This window comes from Bacillus sp. FJAT-47783 (genome assembly GCF_022808615.1).
Lineage (GTDB): Bacteria > Bacillota > Bacilli > Bacillales > Aeribacillaceae > Bacillus_BZ.
Genome location: NZ_JAKZKS010000025.1, coordinates 18586 through 33779 on the forward strand (window position 1 = coordinate 18586; position 15194 = coordinate 33779).

Here is a 15194-nt window from a genome sequence, read left to right on the forward strand (position 1 = left end):
TTTCATATCAGCTTCATAACGTTCTGCTGTATGGACTACTTTATTGAATCCGCTTGTTATTTTTCTTCTACGTCATCTTTGAATAGATCATACATTTGTATTGAGTATTTCATCGCATCCATTGCTTCTTTACTTACATTTATCCCAATTGTTCCTGCTGTTGATTCTGTTTATTTGCAGGCGTAACTCCCTCATTCTGTTTTGACATATACTCAATTTTAAAGCCTGTAAACCCATAGATAATGGCAATCAATGGACTAATAATGCATAAAAAGGCGTATGGTGCATAACTTAATGTCGGAACACCTAGTGTGGCAAACATAAACGCTCCACACGTATTCCACGGAACTAGCGGGGACGTCATAGTTCCCGCATCTTCTAATGTTCTCGATAAATTTTTTGCTTTTAATCCTCGCTTTTTATATTCATTTGCATACATTCTTCCTGGAATAATAATCGATAAGTATTGATCACAGCCAACAACATTTGCAGAAAAGCATGTTGCAACAGTTGTTGTAATAAGACTTCCCGTTGACTTGGCCAATTTAATCAAACTTGTGACAATCGTTTCGAAAATTTTTGATGTTTCTAAGATGCCGCCAAAGCTCATAGCAATAATAATGAGTGAAACGGTATACATCATTGCTTCAATTCCGCCATTGTTTAGGAGATTATCAACAACTTCCATGCCAGTTTCAACGGAGTAACCATAGTATAAGACACTGATTGCATCTTGTATCGGAACACCTTGTACGAAGATAGCACATAATGTCCCGATTAAAGAACCTATTGTAAGCCCAGGAATTGCTGGGATTTTTAGCACCATCATAAAAATAACGAATATTGGCGCTAACAAAAGCCAGGGGGATATGTGAAACAATTGTTTCAATTGATGTTGTAATTCGGCGACCTCTTGAATGTTTGCCCCGTTCCCTGCAAACTGCAATCCTAACAGGGCATACAGGATAAGGGCTATCGCCAGCGAAGGAATCGTTGTATAAAGCATATGTTTAATATGTTCAAAAAGCTCTGCTCCTGTAATACCTGGAGCTAAATTCGTTGTTTCTGATAAAGGGGAAATTTTATCTCCGAAGTATACACCTGAAATGACTGCACCAGCTACCATGGCCATATTCATGCCAAGTCCGTGACCAATCCCCATGATGGCGATGCCAATTGTACCAGCAGCTGTCCACGCATTTCCTGAAGCTAATGCTACTATACATGAGATGCCACATGCCGCTACTAAGAAATATCCAGGTGAGAGGATGTCTAACCCGTAATAAATCATCGTGGGGACAATGCCTGCTGCAATCCATGAACCGATAATACTGCCAATAATCATCAAGATGAAAATGGCTTGCAGCGCCAAACGAACACCATCGAGCATTCCTTTTTCAAGTTCCTTCCACGTATACCCTAAAGATAAAGCGACAATCGTTGCAACGGCTCCACTTAATAATAACGGAATATGTGGATCTGCTTCGAAAACCCCAATCCCAAAAAAGAGTGCAACCATCATAAATAAGATTGGGATAAGGGCAACAAATAAAGTTGGCTTTTTACTTTTCCTTAATGTTTCGTTCATTATCATTCCTCCTCACTTCAAAAGCAAACGCTTTCAAAATTTCTCCTTACTCTCCTTACCATCAATTTCATTTATTACCTTGCAATATTTATACCAATATTTCTATTAATCTGAATTATCAGATTATAACGCGTAAAAACTACCTTTGAATCGAAAGAATGAAAGCTCTTTATTATTCAATTTTGCATAATGTATGAAATTTTACATACTAAAAAAATATTACTGATAGGAAAAGTGCAAGCGCCTTGCTCAGTCTCACACAAAAGTGTTTTTACGACGAAAAGGCTCTTTTTGCCTTTACGGCGTTACGTTTTTGATTCGAGGGGGAGGTGCTGGATAATGATATAAATTTTGGTCTATAAAAAAGAACCATCGCCCAGACGGTTCCTCTTCTAACCAATTTTAACTTTTTTCAAGTTTAGGGTAGCAGCATTCTCACAGAATAAAGTTTACTTTATTTGCTCATATTGAGAATATAAATCTTTCATAGCAGCAGTTAAGGCATTTACACCTTTTCCTTTATAGTTTTCTTGAAGGATTTTTATAGCTTCATCAACGCCATCTTTTAAACTGACGCCTTTTAAAAGTCTGCCAATAAATTCACGTCCATGTTCGGTCGCTAATGTGCAAGACGCATCGACAATGACACCGTATTTTTTATCAATTTCTACCGTAATCGTTAACGTTTCGTACACACTTTTCGCTGCCATTCCTTGTGGCAGTCGTGCATGTCCAGCTAAAAACAATAAGTTTCCCATCTGTAACGCCCCCCTGTGTTGACCTGTTTTATGAATAATAATTTCATTTTATCAAAAAATTCACGTTTTGTTTTACATCTCGATTTTATTCATCACTTTCTCAAAGTTTTTGATCAGTTTCTTACACTTTTTCATCACTTTCTCAAAGTTTTTGATCAGTTTCTTACACTTTTTCATCACTTCTTAATTTTTTCCATCACTTTCTCACATTTAATCATCAAAAAAAGCCCCTATCAGGTTATTGAACCTTGATGAGAAGCCTTTGTTTTACCCTATGAAGATTTAGATAATGAAGGGATATAATCCGACAGTTTATTGACAACTTCTTTGCCAATTTGTATAGAGGCTGTTGCCGCTGGTGAAGGAGCATTGCATACATGAATGCTTTTATTCCCTACTACAATATGAAAATCATCGACTAGTTCACCGTTCGGTTTTAAAGCTTGTGCCCTTACTCCTGCAGGGGCTGATTCTAAATCATTCGCTTTAATTTCTGGAATGAGCTCCTGCAGACTTTCAACAAACTTCGATTTACTGAACGAGCGAGCCATCTCCTCCATACCTTCTTTCATATATTTGCTCGCAAGTTTCCAAAATCCTTTATAAGACATCGTTTCAGCAAAATCTTTTAAATTGAAATCTGTTTTCGTATATCCTTCTCTTTTAAAGCTTAAAACTGCATTCGGACCTGCCTCAACACGTCCGTCTATCATTCTCGTAAAATGGACACCTAAAAAAGGAAATTCTGGATTCGGTACAGGATAAATTAAGTTTTTGACTAAATGCCGTTTTTCAGGCTTGAGCATATAATACTCCCCGCGAAACGGAACAATTTTCATATCCGTTTTATACCCGGCAAGCTTTGCGACACGATCACTATGAAGCCCTGCACAGTTAATTAAAAGGCGGCTTCTGAAGGTGCCTTTATTTGTCTCTACTTCGACCCCGTCACTTCCTTCTGAAATATGTTGAACCGTTGTATTTAAGCTTAAGTCTCCGCCATTTCCTTCAATGATCTCGGCAAACTTTTCACTTACTTGCTTATAATTTACAATCCCAGCCATTGGGACATGTATAGCAGCAAGACCGTTTACATGTGGCTCAAGCTCATGAAGCTCGTCTGATGAAATTTTTCGGATATTTAATTGATTTTGCAACCCTCTTCTATACAAATTATCTAAAAGAGGCAACTCTTTTTCCTTTGTTGCGACAATGACTTTCCCGCATATGTCATGTTCAATGCCATGTTTTTGGCAAAATTCCGTCATAGATTTGCTGCCTTGACGAGCAAATTGCGCTTTAAAGCTGCCAGGTTTATAGTAAATGCCAGAATGAATGACACCACTGTTATGACCTGTTTGATGTGAAGCCCATTCGTTTTCTTTTTCAAGTACGAGTACTTTTGAGTTTGGATATTTTTCGTAAAGGGCCACTCCTACTGATAGACCGACAATTCCACCACCGACAATCATAAAATCATACATATCAAAACCTCCTAAGAGGCTGACTTTAAAGAAGCCAACCTCTCTATTCATCTATTAGTTTTTAGCAAATACACCTCGTTGACGAAGCAGCTCTCGATGCAATTCAGGGTTTACTTCAAATGCCGCTCTTCCATGCATCCAAAACGTGTTGTTCAACATGATCAAATCACCGACAGGCAATTTTAATTCAATCACACTCTTATCACTTTCTAATGATTCAGACATATCTTTTAAATAAGTTGCTTGCTCAATCGTTTCTGGACACACGAATTGATCAATAAAACAGATGCACGGTGCGTTGTTAACGTCAAAAAATGTTTCTCTTTGTACTTCTTGTGTTACGTTTTTACTTGCTGGTGCTTTATACGTGAATTTATAAGAAGCAAGCGGATGATGACGGAATTTATTTAACTCTTCCCAATCATCTAAATGGAGTAAACGAGATTCTCCCCCTACAGCATTTTCTTCCGCCATCTTCATCATTAATAACCAATCCGTTGGCTCATCTACAAATGTGCCATCAGTGTGAAGGGTGAATAGACGATACGCTTGGCGCAAGTAAGAATCACTGCCGTCTGTATGCTTTACTGTAAATCTTGCATAATATTTACCGCTCATCGCATCGAAGTTCGGTTCTCCAACAAGGTGCGTAATCGCAGTTGAGAATACCACAAAATCATCCGTGTTATTTGTTTCTCCTTGAACACCGACTGTAAATCCTCCCGTTTTGCGGTCATGAAGAATGGAGCGAATCACGTGAACAAACTTTGGATCAACTAATTGCTTCAAGTAGTCAGCTACAATAAATCTCATGTATGGAACATATTCAAGGTTTTGCGGGCTAATCTCTTTTACCTTTTCAAAAAATGTTGACACAACAGCTTGATCAAATTCGATATGATATAGTCTCTTGCTTTGTGGATGCGGCTTTACTTCAAACCCTTCATATTTTCGAGAAATTTTCGTTAAATCAGCTTCAAGAATACTCATCTTTTTTTCCTCCTCGTTTCGTGTAATTAAAATGTTCGCGGCGCCGCAAATGCGTAAAAACGAAAAAGAGCCAGCTATACCGTGACAAACAGTATAACTGGCTCAGATCTACTTAAACGCTCCAATTTGACTTGGAGTTCGATAGATTCCGCAGTTTTAAAGTCGGATTCATGTTAAAGTGAACGTTAACACTGATCCTGAAAGGGTTACTTTCTGGAAGTGTTCTTTGCTATAACTGTATTATAACAGCGGAATTTAGAATGTGCAATGATTTTTCGAAAAAATTTTAATTTTTTACGAACATTTATCCCGCTCTTAACGGGCAGCCAAACATAAAGCAAAGCTTCACCCATAGTGATGAAAATGGCGTCTATTTTCATGGGAGTAAGAGTGCCACATGCTGTGGTTGACAATGACCTTTAGGGACTAACATTTAGTAGGGGGATGAACCCCCACACTAAATGAAGTTTCTTTATTAAACATTATTGAATAGGTAAAACAGTAACGGTTTTAATCGTTGTAAAAAATTCTTTTGCTGCCTGCCCTTGTTCTCGTGAGTGTGAGCTTGATTCCTTCATTCCACCAAACGGAGCTTGCGGTTCAGCACCACCTGTTTCACCATTAATTTGAATGAGTCCTGCTTCAATATCATCAATAAACTGGAACGTTTTTCCGAGATTTTTTGTGAAAATGGCTGCACTCAGTCCATAAACCGTGTCATTTGCTTTTTGAATTGCTTCTTCATAGTTTTTGACCTTTATTAAACAAAGAACTGGCCCGAAAATTTCCTCACGTGCTATCGTCATTTCGTGTGTGACCTGTTCAAAAACAGTTGGTTCTAAATAATAGCCTTGTTCAAACTCGGCTCCTTTTGGCACACCGCCACCAACGAGCAATGATGCACCTTCTACTTTCCCTTTTTCAATATAATGTTTGATTGTGTCAAACTGCTGTTTAGACGCAACAGGTCCCATTTGCACCTTTTCATCCAAACCAGAACCAACTTTTAACTCGCACACTTTTTTGACAAGAATGTTTTTAAATGATTCGTATACTTTTTCATGGACATAAACACGGCTCGTTGCCGTACATCTTTGACCTGATTGTTTCATTGCACCAGCAACGGTTAAATTAGCGGCAAGATCTAAATCTGCGTCATCTAGGACAATGGCTGGATTTTTCCCACCGAGCTCTAATTGATATTTCGCCCCTCTAGCAACAGCCTTTGCAGCCACTTGTCTGCCGACAGCATTTGAACCCGTAAATGTAATCGCTGCAACTTCTTCATGATCAACTAATCGATTCCCTACAACTGACCCTCGGCCGTTTACTAAGTTTAATACACCAGAAGGAAGGCCCGCATCAGCAAATACTTCAACGATTTTAGCAGCGGTAACTCCCGTTTCAGCTGCAGGCTTAAATACGATAGTATTTCCATAAACAAGAGCTGGAGCCATTTTCCAAATCGGAATGGCGATCGGGAAATTCCACGGAGCAATAACACCTACAACGCCTAGTGGCACTCGTTTTGTAAATATAAATTTATCATCACTTGCTGATGGCAATACTTCTCCATTTGTACGCAATCCTTCTTGTGCATAATAGCGAAGAATGGCTGCCCCACGCAATACTTCCCCTTTTGTTTCCGCAATCATTTTTCCCATTTCCTTTGTTGCCGTTTCCGCAATTTCATCTGCTCTTTTTTCTAGCAAATTTGCTGCCTTTTCTAATAATTGACCTCTATTGACAGAGGACATTTTCGACCACGTTTTAAAGGCATTTTTTGCTGCTAAAACAGCTGCATCTACATCCTCTTCACAAGAGCTTTGAATCGTCCCTACAACTTCATTCCAGTTAGCAGGATTTATACTTTCTATGATTTCACCATTTCTAGCTGTGATCCATTCACCATTAATATAATTTAAAGTCTGAATACTCATTTTGTTCTTCCTCCCTATTCATCTACTGCCTGTTGTTTTAAATGGTAATCGCCTTCTATAAACTTCACTTTGGAAGCCTTCCATAAAAAGTACGCACCGATTACCCACCATCCTCCAAATAATATCCACTCATACGGCCAAATGAGCGCGGATGGCATACCTGGCATATAAAGAGCAGCTAAGCCAATACTCAGCAAAACAGCTATCCAACCGACAATTGAACTATTACCGGCTCTAAATGGTCGCTCCATACCCGGTTCTGTTTTACGTAAAATGAGAAAGGAAACAGCCACTAATGCGTAGGCAACTATAATACTTAATCCCCCCGCATCAACAAGCCAAACAAGCATTTCCTTCCCAAACAATGGTGCGATGACCGATAACGTACCGATAAATAAAATGGCATTGGCAGGCGTTTTATACTTCGGATGCATTTTTCCTAGCCATCTAGGGATCATCCCTGAATTCGCCATAACGTAAAGGATTCTGCTCCCTCCAATTAGAAACGAATTCCAACTCGTCAGAATACCGCCAATTCCTGCAATTATCAGAATTTTACTTGCGAATGAACTATTAAAAATGGCCCCCATCGCATCGGCTGTCGCTAGTGACGACTCAGATAATTGTTGTTCATTTAAGCTTTGTCCAACACTGTAAATCATGAGAATATACCAGACAACCGCCATCACAACGGAAAGAATCAATACTTGACCTATTTTTTTGTTTGGTAAATTGATTTCTTCCGCTGCTTGCGGAATCACATCAAAGCCGACAAACATAAAGGGTGTCATAATTAATACCGTTAAAATGCCACCCCAGCCATCTTTAAAAAGTGGAGCCGGCTCAGTCGCTCCTTCTGTTACGACAGACCCTGAAAAAAGTGAAAGACCGACAAGGACTAATAAAATCGTACATATAAACTGAAACGTAGCAGCTGTTTTGACCCCAAACATATTTAAAAGAGTTAAAATGATTGCACCAGCAACTCCTAATGCCACCCATGAAAAGTAAACATCATATCCTGCGACTGTCCACATAAACCCGACCTTGTAATTCGGAAACAAATACTCAACAACGGTTGGTAATGCTACTGCTTCAAAGGCAACGACTGATATGTAGCCGAGTGCGATAGCCCAAGAGGCAACAAACGACCATTTCATTCCCATGGCTCGTTCAACAAACACATGCTCACCGCCAACTTTTGGCATAGCTGTCGTTAGTTCTGAGTAAACAAGGCCAATGAATACAACAGCAATACCACCTAGCATGAAAGCAACGATAGATCCATAAAGACCGGCTGTTGATACCCAGGAGCCAGATAAAACAACCCATCCCCAACCGATCATTGCCCCAAAAGCAAGTGCTAAAATATCAAACTGCGAAAGAACTTTATCAAATTTTTGCTTTTCTTTTTTCATGAAATCACCCTTTTCTAAATTTTTTTCATCTCCTTTTTACCCTTTGAAGCATAGAATCTCATTTATCATTTAGACTTCAAAGCGAAGGAAAGACTTCTCTTCCCTTCGCTCTAAATTCTTTTAAGTTAATGTTTCAACTGAACTATTTTCAAAAGGCCACGATGGGAGCATTTTTCGAAGCTGCTTATCTTCGCGGTAACCTAGTGCATACTCTGCTTGCATAATCGTATGAATTTCGCGCGTACCCTCATAGATGACCGGTGCTTTTGCATTACGGAGGTAACGTTCCACTGGGAATTCATTTGAATATCCGTATGCCCCGTGGACTTGAACCGCATCGTTTGCCGCTTCAAATGCCGCATCACAAGCAATCCACTTTGCTAATGACGTTTCACGCGTATTTCGTTTTCCTTCATTTTTCAGCCAACCTGCTTTATAGACGAGTAAACGAGAGATTTCAAGATTTGCAGACATTTTCGCAATCATTTGCTGTACAAGCTGATGCTTACCAATTTCTTTTCCGAACGTTTTTCGTTCTTCACAATATTTTACACTTGCTTCTAGAGAGGCTTGAATGAGTCCGCATGCACCTGCCGCAACCGTGAATCGACCATTATCTAAAGCAGACATAGCGATTTTAAAGCCTTCTCCTTCTTCCCCAAGTAAGTTTTCTTTCGGTACCTTCACATCATCTAAAAATACTTCACCTGTATTGCCTGCACGGATACCGAGCTTTCCTTTTATCGCTTTTGTTTTCACACCTTCAAATGTTCGCTCTACAATAAAGCAGGAAATGCCGCGATGCTTAGCTTCATGGTTTGTTTTAGCAAAAATAAGGAAATGATCGGCTACATCACATAACGAGATCCAAGTTTTGGAGCCGTTTAAAACATAGTAGTCCCCCTCACGTACTGCCGTTGTTTCTAAAGCAGCCACGTCTGAACCAGCATTTGGTTCCGTCAAACCAAATGCGCCAATTTTATCTCCTTTCGCTTGTGGAACAAGATACTTTTGCTTCTGTTCTTCTGTCCCCCATTGCAATAGTGTTAAACTGTTTAATCCTGTATGAACAGACACGGCCGTGCGAAATGCGGTGTCCCCTCGTTCTAGCTCTTCACAAACAATGGCTAACGTATTGTAATCCATCCCTACCCCGCCGTATTGCTCAGGAACACAAACACCCATTAAATCGAGTTCTGCTAAACGTTTTAAAATGTTTGTTTCAAAATGACCCTTTTCATCCCATTCTTGAATGTACGGAATAATTTCTCGATCCACAAACGCTCTCACTACTTTTCTAACACTCTTTTGTTCTTCCGATAACGAAAAATTCATATTCTATTCCTCCTCATATCGTTTGGTTTTGCTTCATCTTCATTATTTCTTCTTCTAAATAGCCAAGACCTGCCAAAATTTCTTTCGTATGTTCACCGTGTAAAGGCGGGTGCTTTTTTATTTGAACAGGTGTTTTGGAAAGCTTTATCGGAGAACCGACAAGCTTCAGTTCGGAAATGGTCGGATGGTTAATCGAGACAACCATATCTCGTGCTTTTGCTTGCTCTGTTTCGAGTGCCTCTTTCACATCGTTTATGGGACCATTCGGAATCCCTGCCTCATCTAAAAGGTGCTTCCATTCCTGTTTACTTTTTGTCTTCATGACTTCCTGAATAATCGGTATCAATTCATCTTTATTTTTTAGCCTTTGAGCATTTGTTTGAAACCGATCTGATGTTGAAAGCTCTTCTTTTCCAAGTAAATAAGCAAACTTTCGGAATTGATCATCGTTTCCGACTGCCACAACGAGTTCACCATCAATTGTCGAAAATACTTGATACGGAACGATATTAGGGTGCTGATTTCCGAGACGTTTCGGGATATTGCCTGAGCATAAATAATTGCTAGCTACGTTCACTAATGCTGCTAATTGGCTGTCAAATAAAGAAATATCAATTTCTTGTCCTTCTCCTGTTCTATTTCTGTGCTGCAATGCGGCCAAAATGCCAATACAAGTAAAAAGACCTGTTAAGACATCACTGATTGCGACACCTACTTTCGTAGGCTCACTCTCCTCTTTTCCAGTAATACTCATCAATCCGCTCATCGCTTGAATAATATAATCGTAGCCAGGAAGGTGAGCATACGGGCCACTTTTTCCAAAGCCACTAATCGAGGCGACGATAATATCTTTTTTTACTTGTTTTAAATGTTCATAGCCTAACCCCATTCGATCCAATGTTCCCGGTTTGAAGTTCTCCACGACAACATCTGCTCTTGATACAAGCTTTTCAAGAATTTCTTTTCCCTTTTCACATTTCAAATTTAATGTCATCGCTTGTTTGTTTCGATTCGAACAAAGATAATAAGCACTCTCTCCTTCTACAAACGGAGGACCCCATCCTCTTGTATCATCGCCACTTGAAACGCTTTCAATTTTAAAGACCTCTGCACCTAAATCACCAAGGATCATCGTAGAAAATGGACCAGCAAGCACACGTGATAAATCGATAATCTTCACACCATGTAAGGCGCCTTCCAACAAAATACCTCCCTTTTACAAACAAAAAGAGCCAGCTATACCGTAACGAACAGTACAACTGGCTCCGATCTACTTTGACGCTCCAATATGACTCGGAGTTTAATAGATTCCACAGTTTGATAAACATATTTTCATTTTCCGTAAAAGGTTACACTGATCCTGAAAGGGCTGCTTTCTGGGAGTGTATTTTAACTATAATTAAATTATACCAATTCCAATTATTATTTCAACACTTTTTAGAATTTTTCGATATTATTATACATTTTATTTCATAACTTGATGTTTATTTATATTTTTCAAACCCCCTCCAATTAGATATATTCTATATAGGATAGAATACTACTAAAAAGGAGAAATCGACACATGCTACATATTTTAGTGGCCGATGATGATGCCCATATTCGTGAATTATTAAAGCATTATCTTGAGGCGGAAGGATATGTCGTTTATGAAGCAGCTGATGGCATCGAGGCTTCAGCATTACTTTCAGAAAATCAAGTTCATTTAGCCATTGTTGATGTCATGATGCCCAATAAAGACGGGTTTCAATTGTGTGAGGAAATTAGAACGTATTATGATTTTCCGGTTATTTTATTAACAGCGAAAGACCAATTAGTCGATAAAGAAAAAGGGTTCTCTGTTGGAACAGATGATTATGTAACAAAACCATTTGAACCGAGAGAGCTATTATTCCGAATAAAAGCGTTACTTCGTCGTTACCAATTAGTGAATGAAGACATTATTAAGCTCAACCAAACCACTATTAACCGAAAAAGCTATGAAGTAGAATCTAACGGGAAATTGTTTATGCTTCCAATGAAGGAGTTTGAATTATTATCACAGCTCGCCAGTTATCCAGGGCGCACGTTCAGTCGAGAAGAACTTATTCAGCTCATTTGGGGGTTAGATTTCCAAGGAGACGATCGAACCGTTGATGTGCATATTAAGCGATTACGTGAACGCTTTTCTCATACAGATGATTTCATCATTCAAACCGTTCGCGGTGTCGGTTATAAATTGGAGGTTAAAAAGAAGTGAGAACCCTTTATGTTCGCATCGTTGTCACAACCCTCTTTGTTATGGCGTTAAGCAGTATTTTAGCCTTTGTCATTTCAAATGTTTATTATCATTTACACTTAAAACCAGCCAATGATAAAAAAATAACGAATGTGGCTAATGATATTGTATCCTTTTATGAAAATAATCCGGAAGCGCAGATGGAAGAGTATTTCCATCATATCGGAGACTTAGGCTATCAAATTTATGTTGTAAACAAAGATGGACATTACGCTTTTTATGGAGGAGAGTTTCGAAACAAAAAGATTGATGAAACTATTGTTCAAAATGTTTTAAATGGACAAGTGTATCACGGAATTGCGCAATTCACTTCCACACTCTTTATTACAGGATTTTTTGATAACGAGATTTCGAACACTATCGGTATGCCAATCACTATTAATGAAGAGCGTTATGCTCTATTCATTCGCCCTAATATCGAAATGCAATTTTGGGAAATGAGAATATTTTTTGCCGTTCTTCTAGTATTGATCATCTTATTAAGCATCCTTTTTGTTACAGTTAGCACTCGTTATGTTGTAAAGCCGATTACAAAATTAACTGAAGCAACGAAAACCATCGCAAAAGGATACTATAACATTGAATTAAATGTAAAACGAAAAGATGAAATTGGGCAGCTTTCCAGCCATTTTTCGCAAATGGCCAAAAATTTAAAGCAACTTGAAGAAATGCGCCAAGAATTTGTCTCAAATGTATCACATGAAATCCAATCGCCCCTTGCATCGATCCAAGGTTTTTCACAAACATTGCAAACCGAAAAGATCACAGAAGAACAGCGAAAGCATTACTTATCGATTATTGAATCAGAAAGCAGGCGCATGTCGTTATTAAGTAAACAATTATTAACCCTTGCTTCTTTAGATAAAGAAGAACACTTATTAGAGAAAAAGACCTTTGATATCGCAGCACAAATAAAACAAGTTGTCATGATGACCGAGTGGCAATGGCGAAAAAAAGAAATTGCGATTGATTTAGAATTGCCTAAAATCCTTATTCGAGCTGATGAAAACTTACTTCATCAAGTTTGGATGAATTTAATCACAAATAGCATTAAGTTTACGAATCAAGGCGGGACGATTTCAATACGTGTAGCTCAAGAAGATGAGCAATGTATCGTTGAAATAAAAGATACCGGTATCGGAATATCAAAAGAAGACCTCCCAAATATATTCAACCGATTTTATAAAGTCGATAAAGCAAGAACACGAAAAGAAGGTGGCAGCGGTCTAGGACTTGCCATTTCGAAAAAAATAATCGATTTACATGGTGGAAGCATACGTGCTGAAAGTGAATTAGGTAAAGGGACTATATTTCACGTCCATCTTCCGAGAATGTAAACGTCTGTTCATATTCCGTTCATATTCCATTCTTATACTGAAACCGTAAGTTGTTCATAAACGACAAATGATTTCTTAAAGAATGGAGTTGATGGATATATGTTTCTTGCTTTACGTGAAATGAAGCATGCAAAATTTCGTTACTTATTAATAGGGCTCATTATGGTGTTAATTGCTTGGCTTGTCCTATTTGTATCAGGCTTGGCGAAAGGATTATCTTCTGATAATGCATCTTCCATCCAAACATTAAACGCGAACTATTTAATCGTAGAAAAAGAAGCGAATCATCGATTGAACCGTTCCGTTTTATTTGAAGATACATTAAATAATGTTCATGAATACGCAAATGAAAATGAAGCAACACCTCTAGGAATTCGCATGGCAACTTTAACAAAAGAAGGTTCGTCCAAAAAAATCGATGCAACTTTTTTTGCTATTGATACAGATAGCATCGTTGCTCCGGAAGTTATAGAAGGAAAGATGATTAATAACGAAACAACAAATGAAATCATCGTCGATCGTTCTTTAAAGGATGAAGACTTTCAGCTAGGCGATCGTATCAAGGATGAAGCATCCGGAAAAGAATTTGAAATTGTTGGTTTCACAAAAGAACAATCGTTTAGTCATGCCCCTGTTATTCATATGAACTTTAAAGAATGGGATATGATTCATGAAACGAATACGAACAAAGCATCTTTTTTCAATACGATTGCCTTAAATGTAACTGATAAGAAGGCTGAAAAAATAAGTGACAATGTGTCAAATATTGAAGTGATTACGAAAGATGAAGCATTAAAAGGAATTCCTGGTTACCAAGAAGAACAAGGATCGTTATTAATGATGATTGCGTTTCTCTTTGTCATCGCAGCTTTCGTATTAGCCGTATTCTTTTATGTCATCACCATTCAGAAATTAAATCAGTTCGGCGTATTAAAAGCAATCGGGGCTAAGTCAAGTTATTTAGCACGTAACATTATTTCTCAAGTATTACTGCTTACAGTAGTGAGTCTAATAATTAGCATTGCACTCACATACGGAATGGCCTTTCTATTACCGAGCAGTATGCCATTTAACCTTAATCCTTCATTAGTTTTAGGGTGTTCAGTCTTATTTATCTTTGTCTCTGTGATTGGATCCTTAATCTCGCTATATCGCGTAGCAAAAATTGATGCGATTGAAGCAATTGGGAGGGCTGCATAATGAAGCAAAAACTACTTCTTGAAAATATTAGCAAAGTTTATCAAGATGGAGATAAAACAGTAAAAGTGTTGGATCAAGTGTCGTTACGCGTGAATGCAGGTGAATTAATTGCTGTCGTTGGTCCTTCTGGTTCTGGTAAAAGTACGTTTTTATCCATTACCGGCGCCCTACTTTCTCCAACGAGTGGCCGAATCGTCATTGATGATGTGGAAATTAATAAACTTCCAGAAAAAGAGATGAACCAAATTCGTTTAGAAAAAATCGGTTTTGTGTTTCAATCATCTAATTTAATTCCGTATTTAACAGTAAAAGATCAATTACTATTGATTTCGAAATTAGCAGGAAACGACACGAAAAAAGCGAAACAACGAGCAGATGAACTTCTCGATCAACTCGGATTAAGTCATCGCGAAAATCATTATCCTGATCGATTATCAGGCGGTGAACGTCAACGTGTTGCCATCGCCCGTGCTTTTATGAACGATCCTGAGATTATTTTAGCGGATGAACCGACAGCAAGCCTAGACTCTGAACGCGGTCGAAATGTTGTCAAAATGTTAGCAGAAGAAGTGAAGCTAAGAAATAAAGCGGCGATAATGGTTACTCATGATACAAGAATGTTAGACTTATGTGACCGAGTTGTCCATATCAATGATGGGAAGCTTGCTGAACAACTCGTAGCTATTTAACAATGGTTTAAAATCCGAACGTCTTTTAAAGGATGTTCGGATTTTTCTTTGAACAATTAAAAGCATCTTCTCATGAATGTGACATTTTTCTTACAGTAAAAGAAATAGTAATGACAAGTGTCATTTTCACCTGTACGATAATAACAAGAAACGTCGAAAAATTAAAGAAAATGTCGA

Annotated in this window: 12 protein-coding genes; 4 read left to right on the plus strand and 8 right to left on the minus strand. The window is 38.3% G+C overall.

The window, feature by feature from the left end; genetic code table 11:
* Positions 1 to 139: 139 nt before the first annotated feature.
* The 8 genes from nhaC to MLD65_RS15095 all read right to left on the minus strand — a co-directional run bounded on the left by nhaC (position 140) and on the right by MLD65_RS15095 (position 10714).
* Entirely contained in the window at positions 140 to 1588 is a 1449-nt protein-coding gene (gene nhaC / locus MLD65_RS15060; RefSeq protein WP_243292680.1) for a Na+/H+ antiporter NhaC, read from the minus strand.
* 449 nt (positions 1589 to 2037) lie between these two features.
* A complete protein-coding gene (locus MLD65_RS15065; protein ID WP_243292681.1) occupies positions 2038 to 2346 on the minus strand; it encodes a DUF3870 domain-containing protein in 309 nt (102 codons plus the stop codon).
* A gap of 272 nt (positions 2347 to 2618) precedes the next feature.
* A complete protein-coding gene (gene lhgO, locus MLD65_RS15070) occupies positions 2619 to 3830 on the minus strand; it encodes an L-2-hydroxyglutarate oxidase (RefSeq protein WP_243292682.1) in 1212 nt (403 codons plus the stop codon).
* Between the two features lie 54 nt (positions 3831 to 3884).
* Positions 3885 to 4820, minus strand: coding sequence for a glutarate dioxygenase GlaH (gene glaH, locus MLD65_RS15075; RefSeq protein WP_243292683.1), 936 nt, complete (start codon positions 4818 to 4820; stop codon positions 3885 to 3887).
* A gap of 482 nt (positions 4821 to 5302) precedes the next feature.
* Entirely contained in the window at positions 5303 to 6760 is a 1458-nt protein-coding gene (gene gucD / locus MLD65_RS15080; RefSeq protein ID WP_243292684.1) for an alpha-ketoglutaric semialdehyde dehydrogenase GucD, read from the minus strand.
* 14 nt (positions 6761 to 6774) lie between these two features.
* The gene (locus MLD65_RS15085; protein WP_243292685.1) at positions 6775 to 8178 is read right to left on the minus strand and encodes an APC family permease; all 1404 of its coding nucleotides are present in this window, start codon (positions 8176 to 8178) and stop codon (positions 6775 to 6777) included.
* 120 nt (positions 8179 to 8298) lie between these two features.
* Positions 8299 to 9513: an acyl-CoA dehydrogenase family protein gene (locus tag MLD65_RS15090; protein ID WP_243292686.1), complete on the minus strand. Its 1215-nt coding sequence runs from the start codon at positions 9511 to 9513 to the stop codon at positions 8299 to 8301.
* A 13-nt stretch (positions 9514 to 9526) separates the two neighbouring features.
* The gene (locus MLD65_RS15095; RefSeq protein ID WP_243292687.1) at positions 9527 to 10714 is read right to left on the minus strand and encodes a CaiB/BaiF CoA transferase family protein; all 1188 of its coding nucleotides are present in this window, start codon (positions 10712 to 10714) and stop codon (positions 9527 to 9529) included.
* Between the two features lie 363 nt (positions 10715 to 11077).
* Between MLD65_RS15095 and MLD65_RS15100 the strand changes: the two genes are divergently transcribed.
* From MLD65_RS15100 to MLD65_RS15115, 4 genes are all read left to right on the plus strand, one after another.
* Positions 11078 to 11752: a response regulator transcription factor gene (locus tag MLD65_RS15100; protein ID WP_243292688.1), complete on the plus strand. Its 675-nt coding sequence runs from the start codon at positions 11078 to 11080 to the stop codon at positions 11750 to 11752.
* Complete coding sequence (locus MLD65_RS15105) at positions 11749 to 13128, plus strand: sensor histidine kinase (protein WP_243292689.1); 1380 nt, start codon at positions 11749 to 11751, stop codon at positions 13126 to 13128. Before MLD65_RS15100 ends, MLD65_RS15105 begins: the two co-directional genes overlap by 4 nt.
* 99 nt (positions 13129 to 13227) lie before the next feature.
* Positions 13228 to 14328, plus strand: coding sequence for an ABC transporter permease (locus MLD65_RS15110; RefSeq protein WP_243292690.1), 1101 nt, complete (start codon positions 13228 to 13230; stop codon positions 14326 to 14328).
* Positions 14328 to 15017 (plus strand): ABC transporter ATP-binding protein, encoded by a 690-nt coding sequence (locus MLD65_RS15115; RefSeq protein WP_243292691.1) that lies wholly within the window; start codon positions 14328 to 14330, stop codon positions 15015 to 15017. Before MLD65_RS15110 ends, MLD65_RS15115 begins: the two co-directional genes overlap by 1 nt.
* Positions 15018 to 15194 lie beyond the last annotated feature (177 nt).

What these genes read in the sequence shown, in the direction of transcription:
- glaH (WP_243292683.1), bottom strand. Translation starts at nt 4,820, where the DNA reads ATGAGTATTCTTGAAGCTGATTTAACGAAAATTTCTCGAAAATATGAA.
- lhgO (WP_243292682.1), bottom strand. Translation starts at nt 3,830, where the DNA reads ATGTATGATTTTATGATTGTCGGTGGTGGAATTGTCGGTCTATCAGTA.
- gucD (WP_243292684.1), bottom strand. Translation starts at nt 6,760, where the DNA reads ATGAGTATTCAGACTTTAAATTATATTAATGGTGAATGGATCACAGCT.
- nhaC (WP_243292680.1), bottom strand. Translation starts at nt 1,588, where the DNA reads ATGAACGAAACATTAAGGAAAAGTAAAAAGCCAACTTTATTTGTTGCC.
- MLD65_RS15065 (WP_243292681.1), bottom strand. Translation starts at nt 2,346, where the DNA reads ATGGGAAACTTATTGTTTTTAGCTGGACATGCACGACTGCCACAAGGA.
- MLD65_RS15110 (WP_243292690.1), top strand. Translation starts at nt 13,228, where the DNA reads ATGTTTCTTGCTTTACGTGAAATGAAGCATGCAAAATTTCGTTACTTA.
- MLD65_RS15100 (WP_243292688.1), top strand. Translation starts at nt 11,078, where the DNA reads ATGCTACATATTTTAGTGGCCGATGATGATGCCCATATTCGTGAATTA.
- MLD65_RS15090 (WP_243292686.1), bottom strand. Translation starts at nt 9,513, where the DNA reads ATGAATTTTTCGTTATCGGAAGAACAAAAGAGTGTTAGAAAAGTAGTG.
- MLD65_RS15085 (WP_243292685.1), bottom strand. Translation starts at nt 8,178, where the DNA reads ATGAAAAAAGAAAAGCAAAAATTTGATAAAGTTCTTTCGCAGTTTGAT.
- MLD65_RS15115 (WP_243292691.1), top strand. Translation starts at nt 14,328, where the DNA reads ATGAAGCAAAAACTACTTCTTGAAAATATTAGCAAAGTTTATCAAGAT.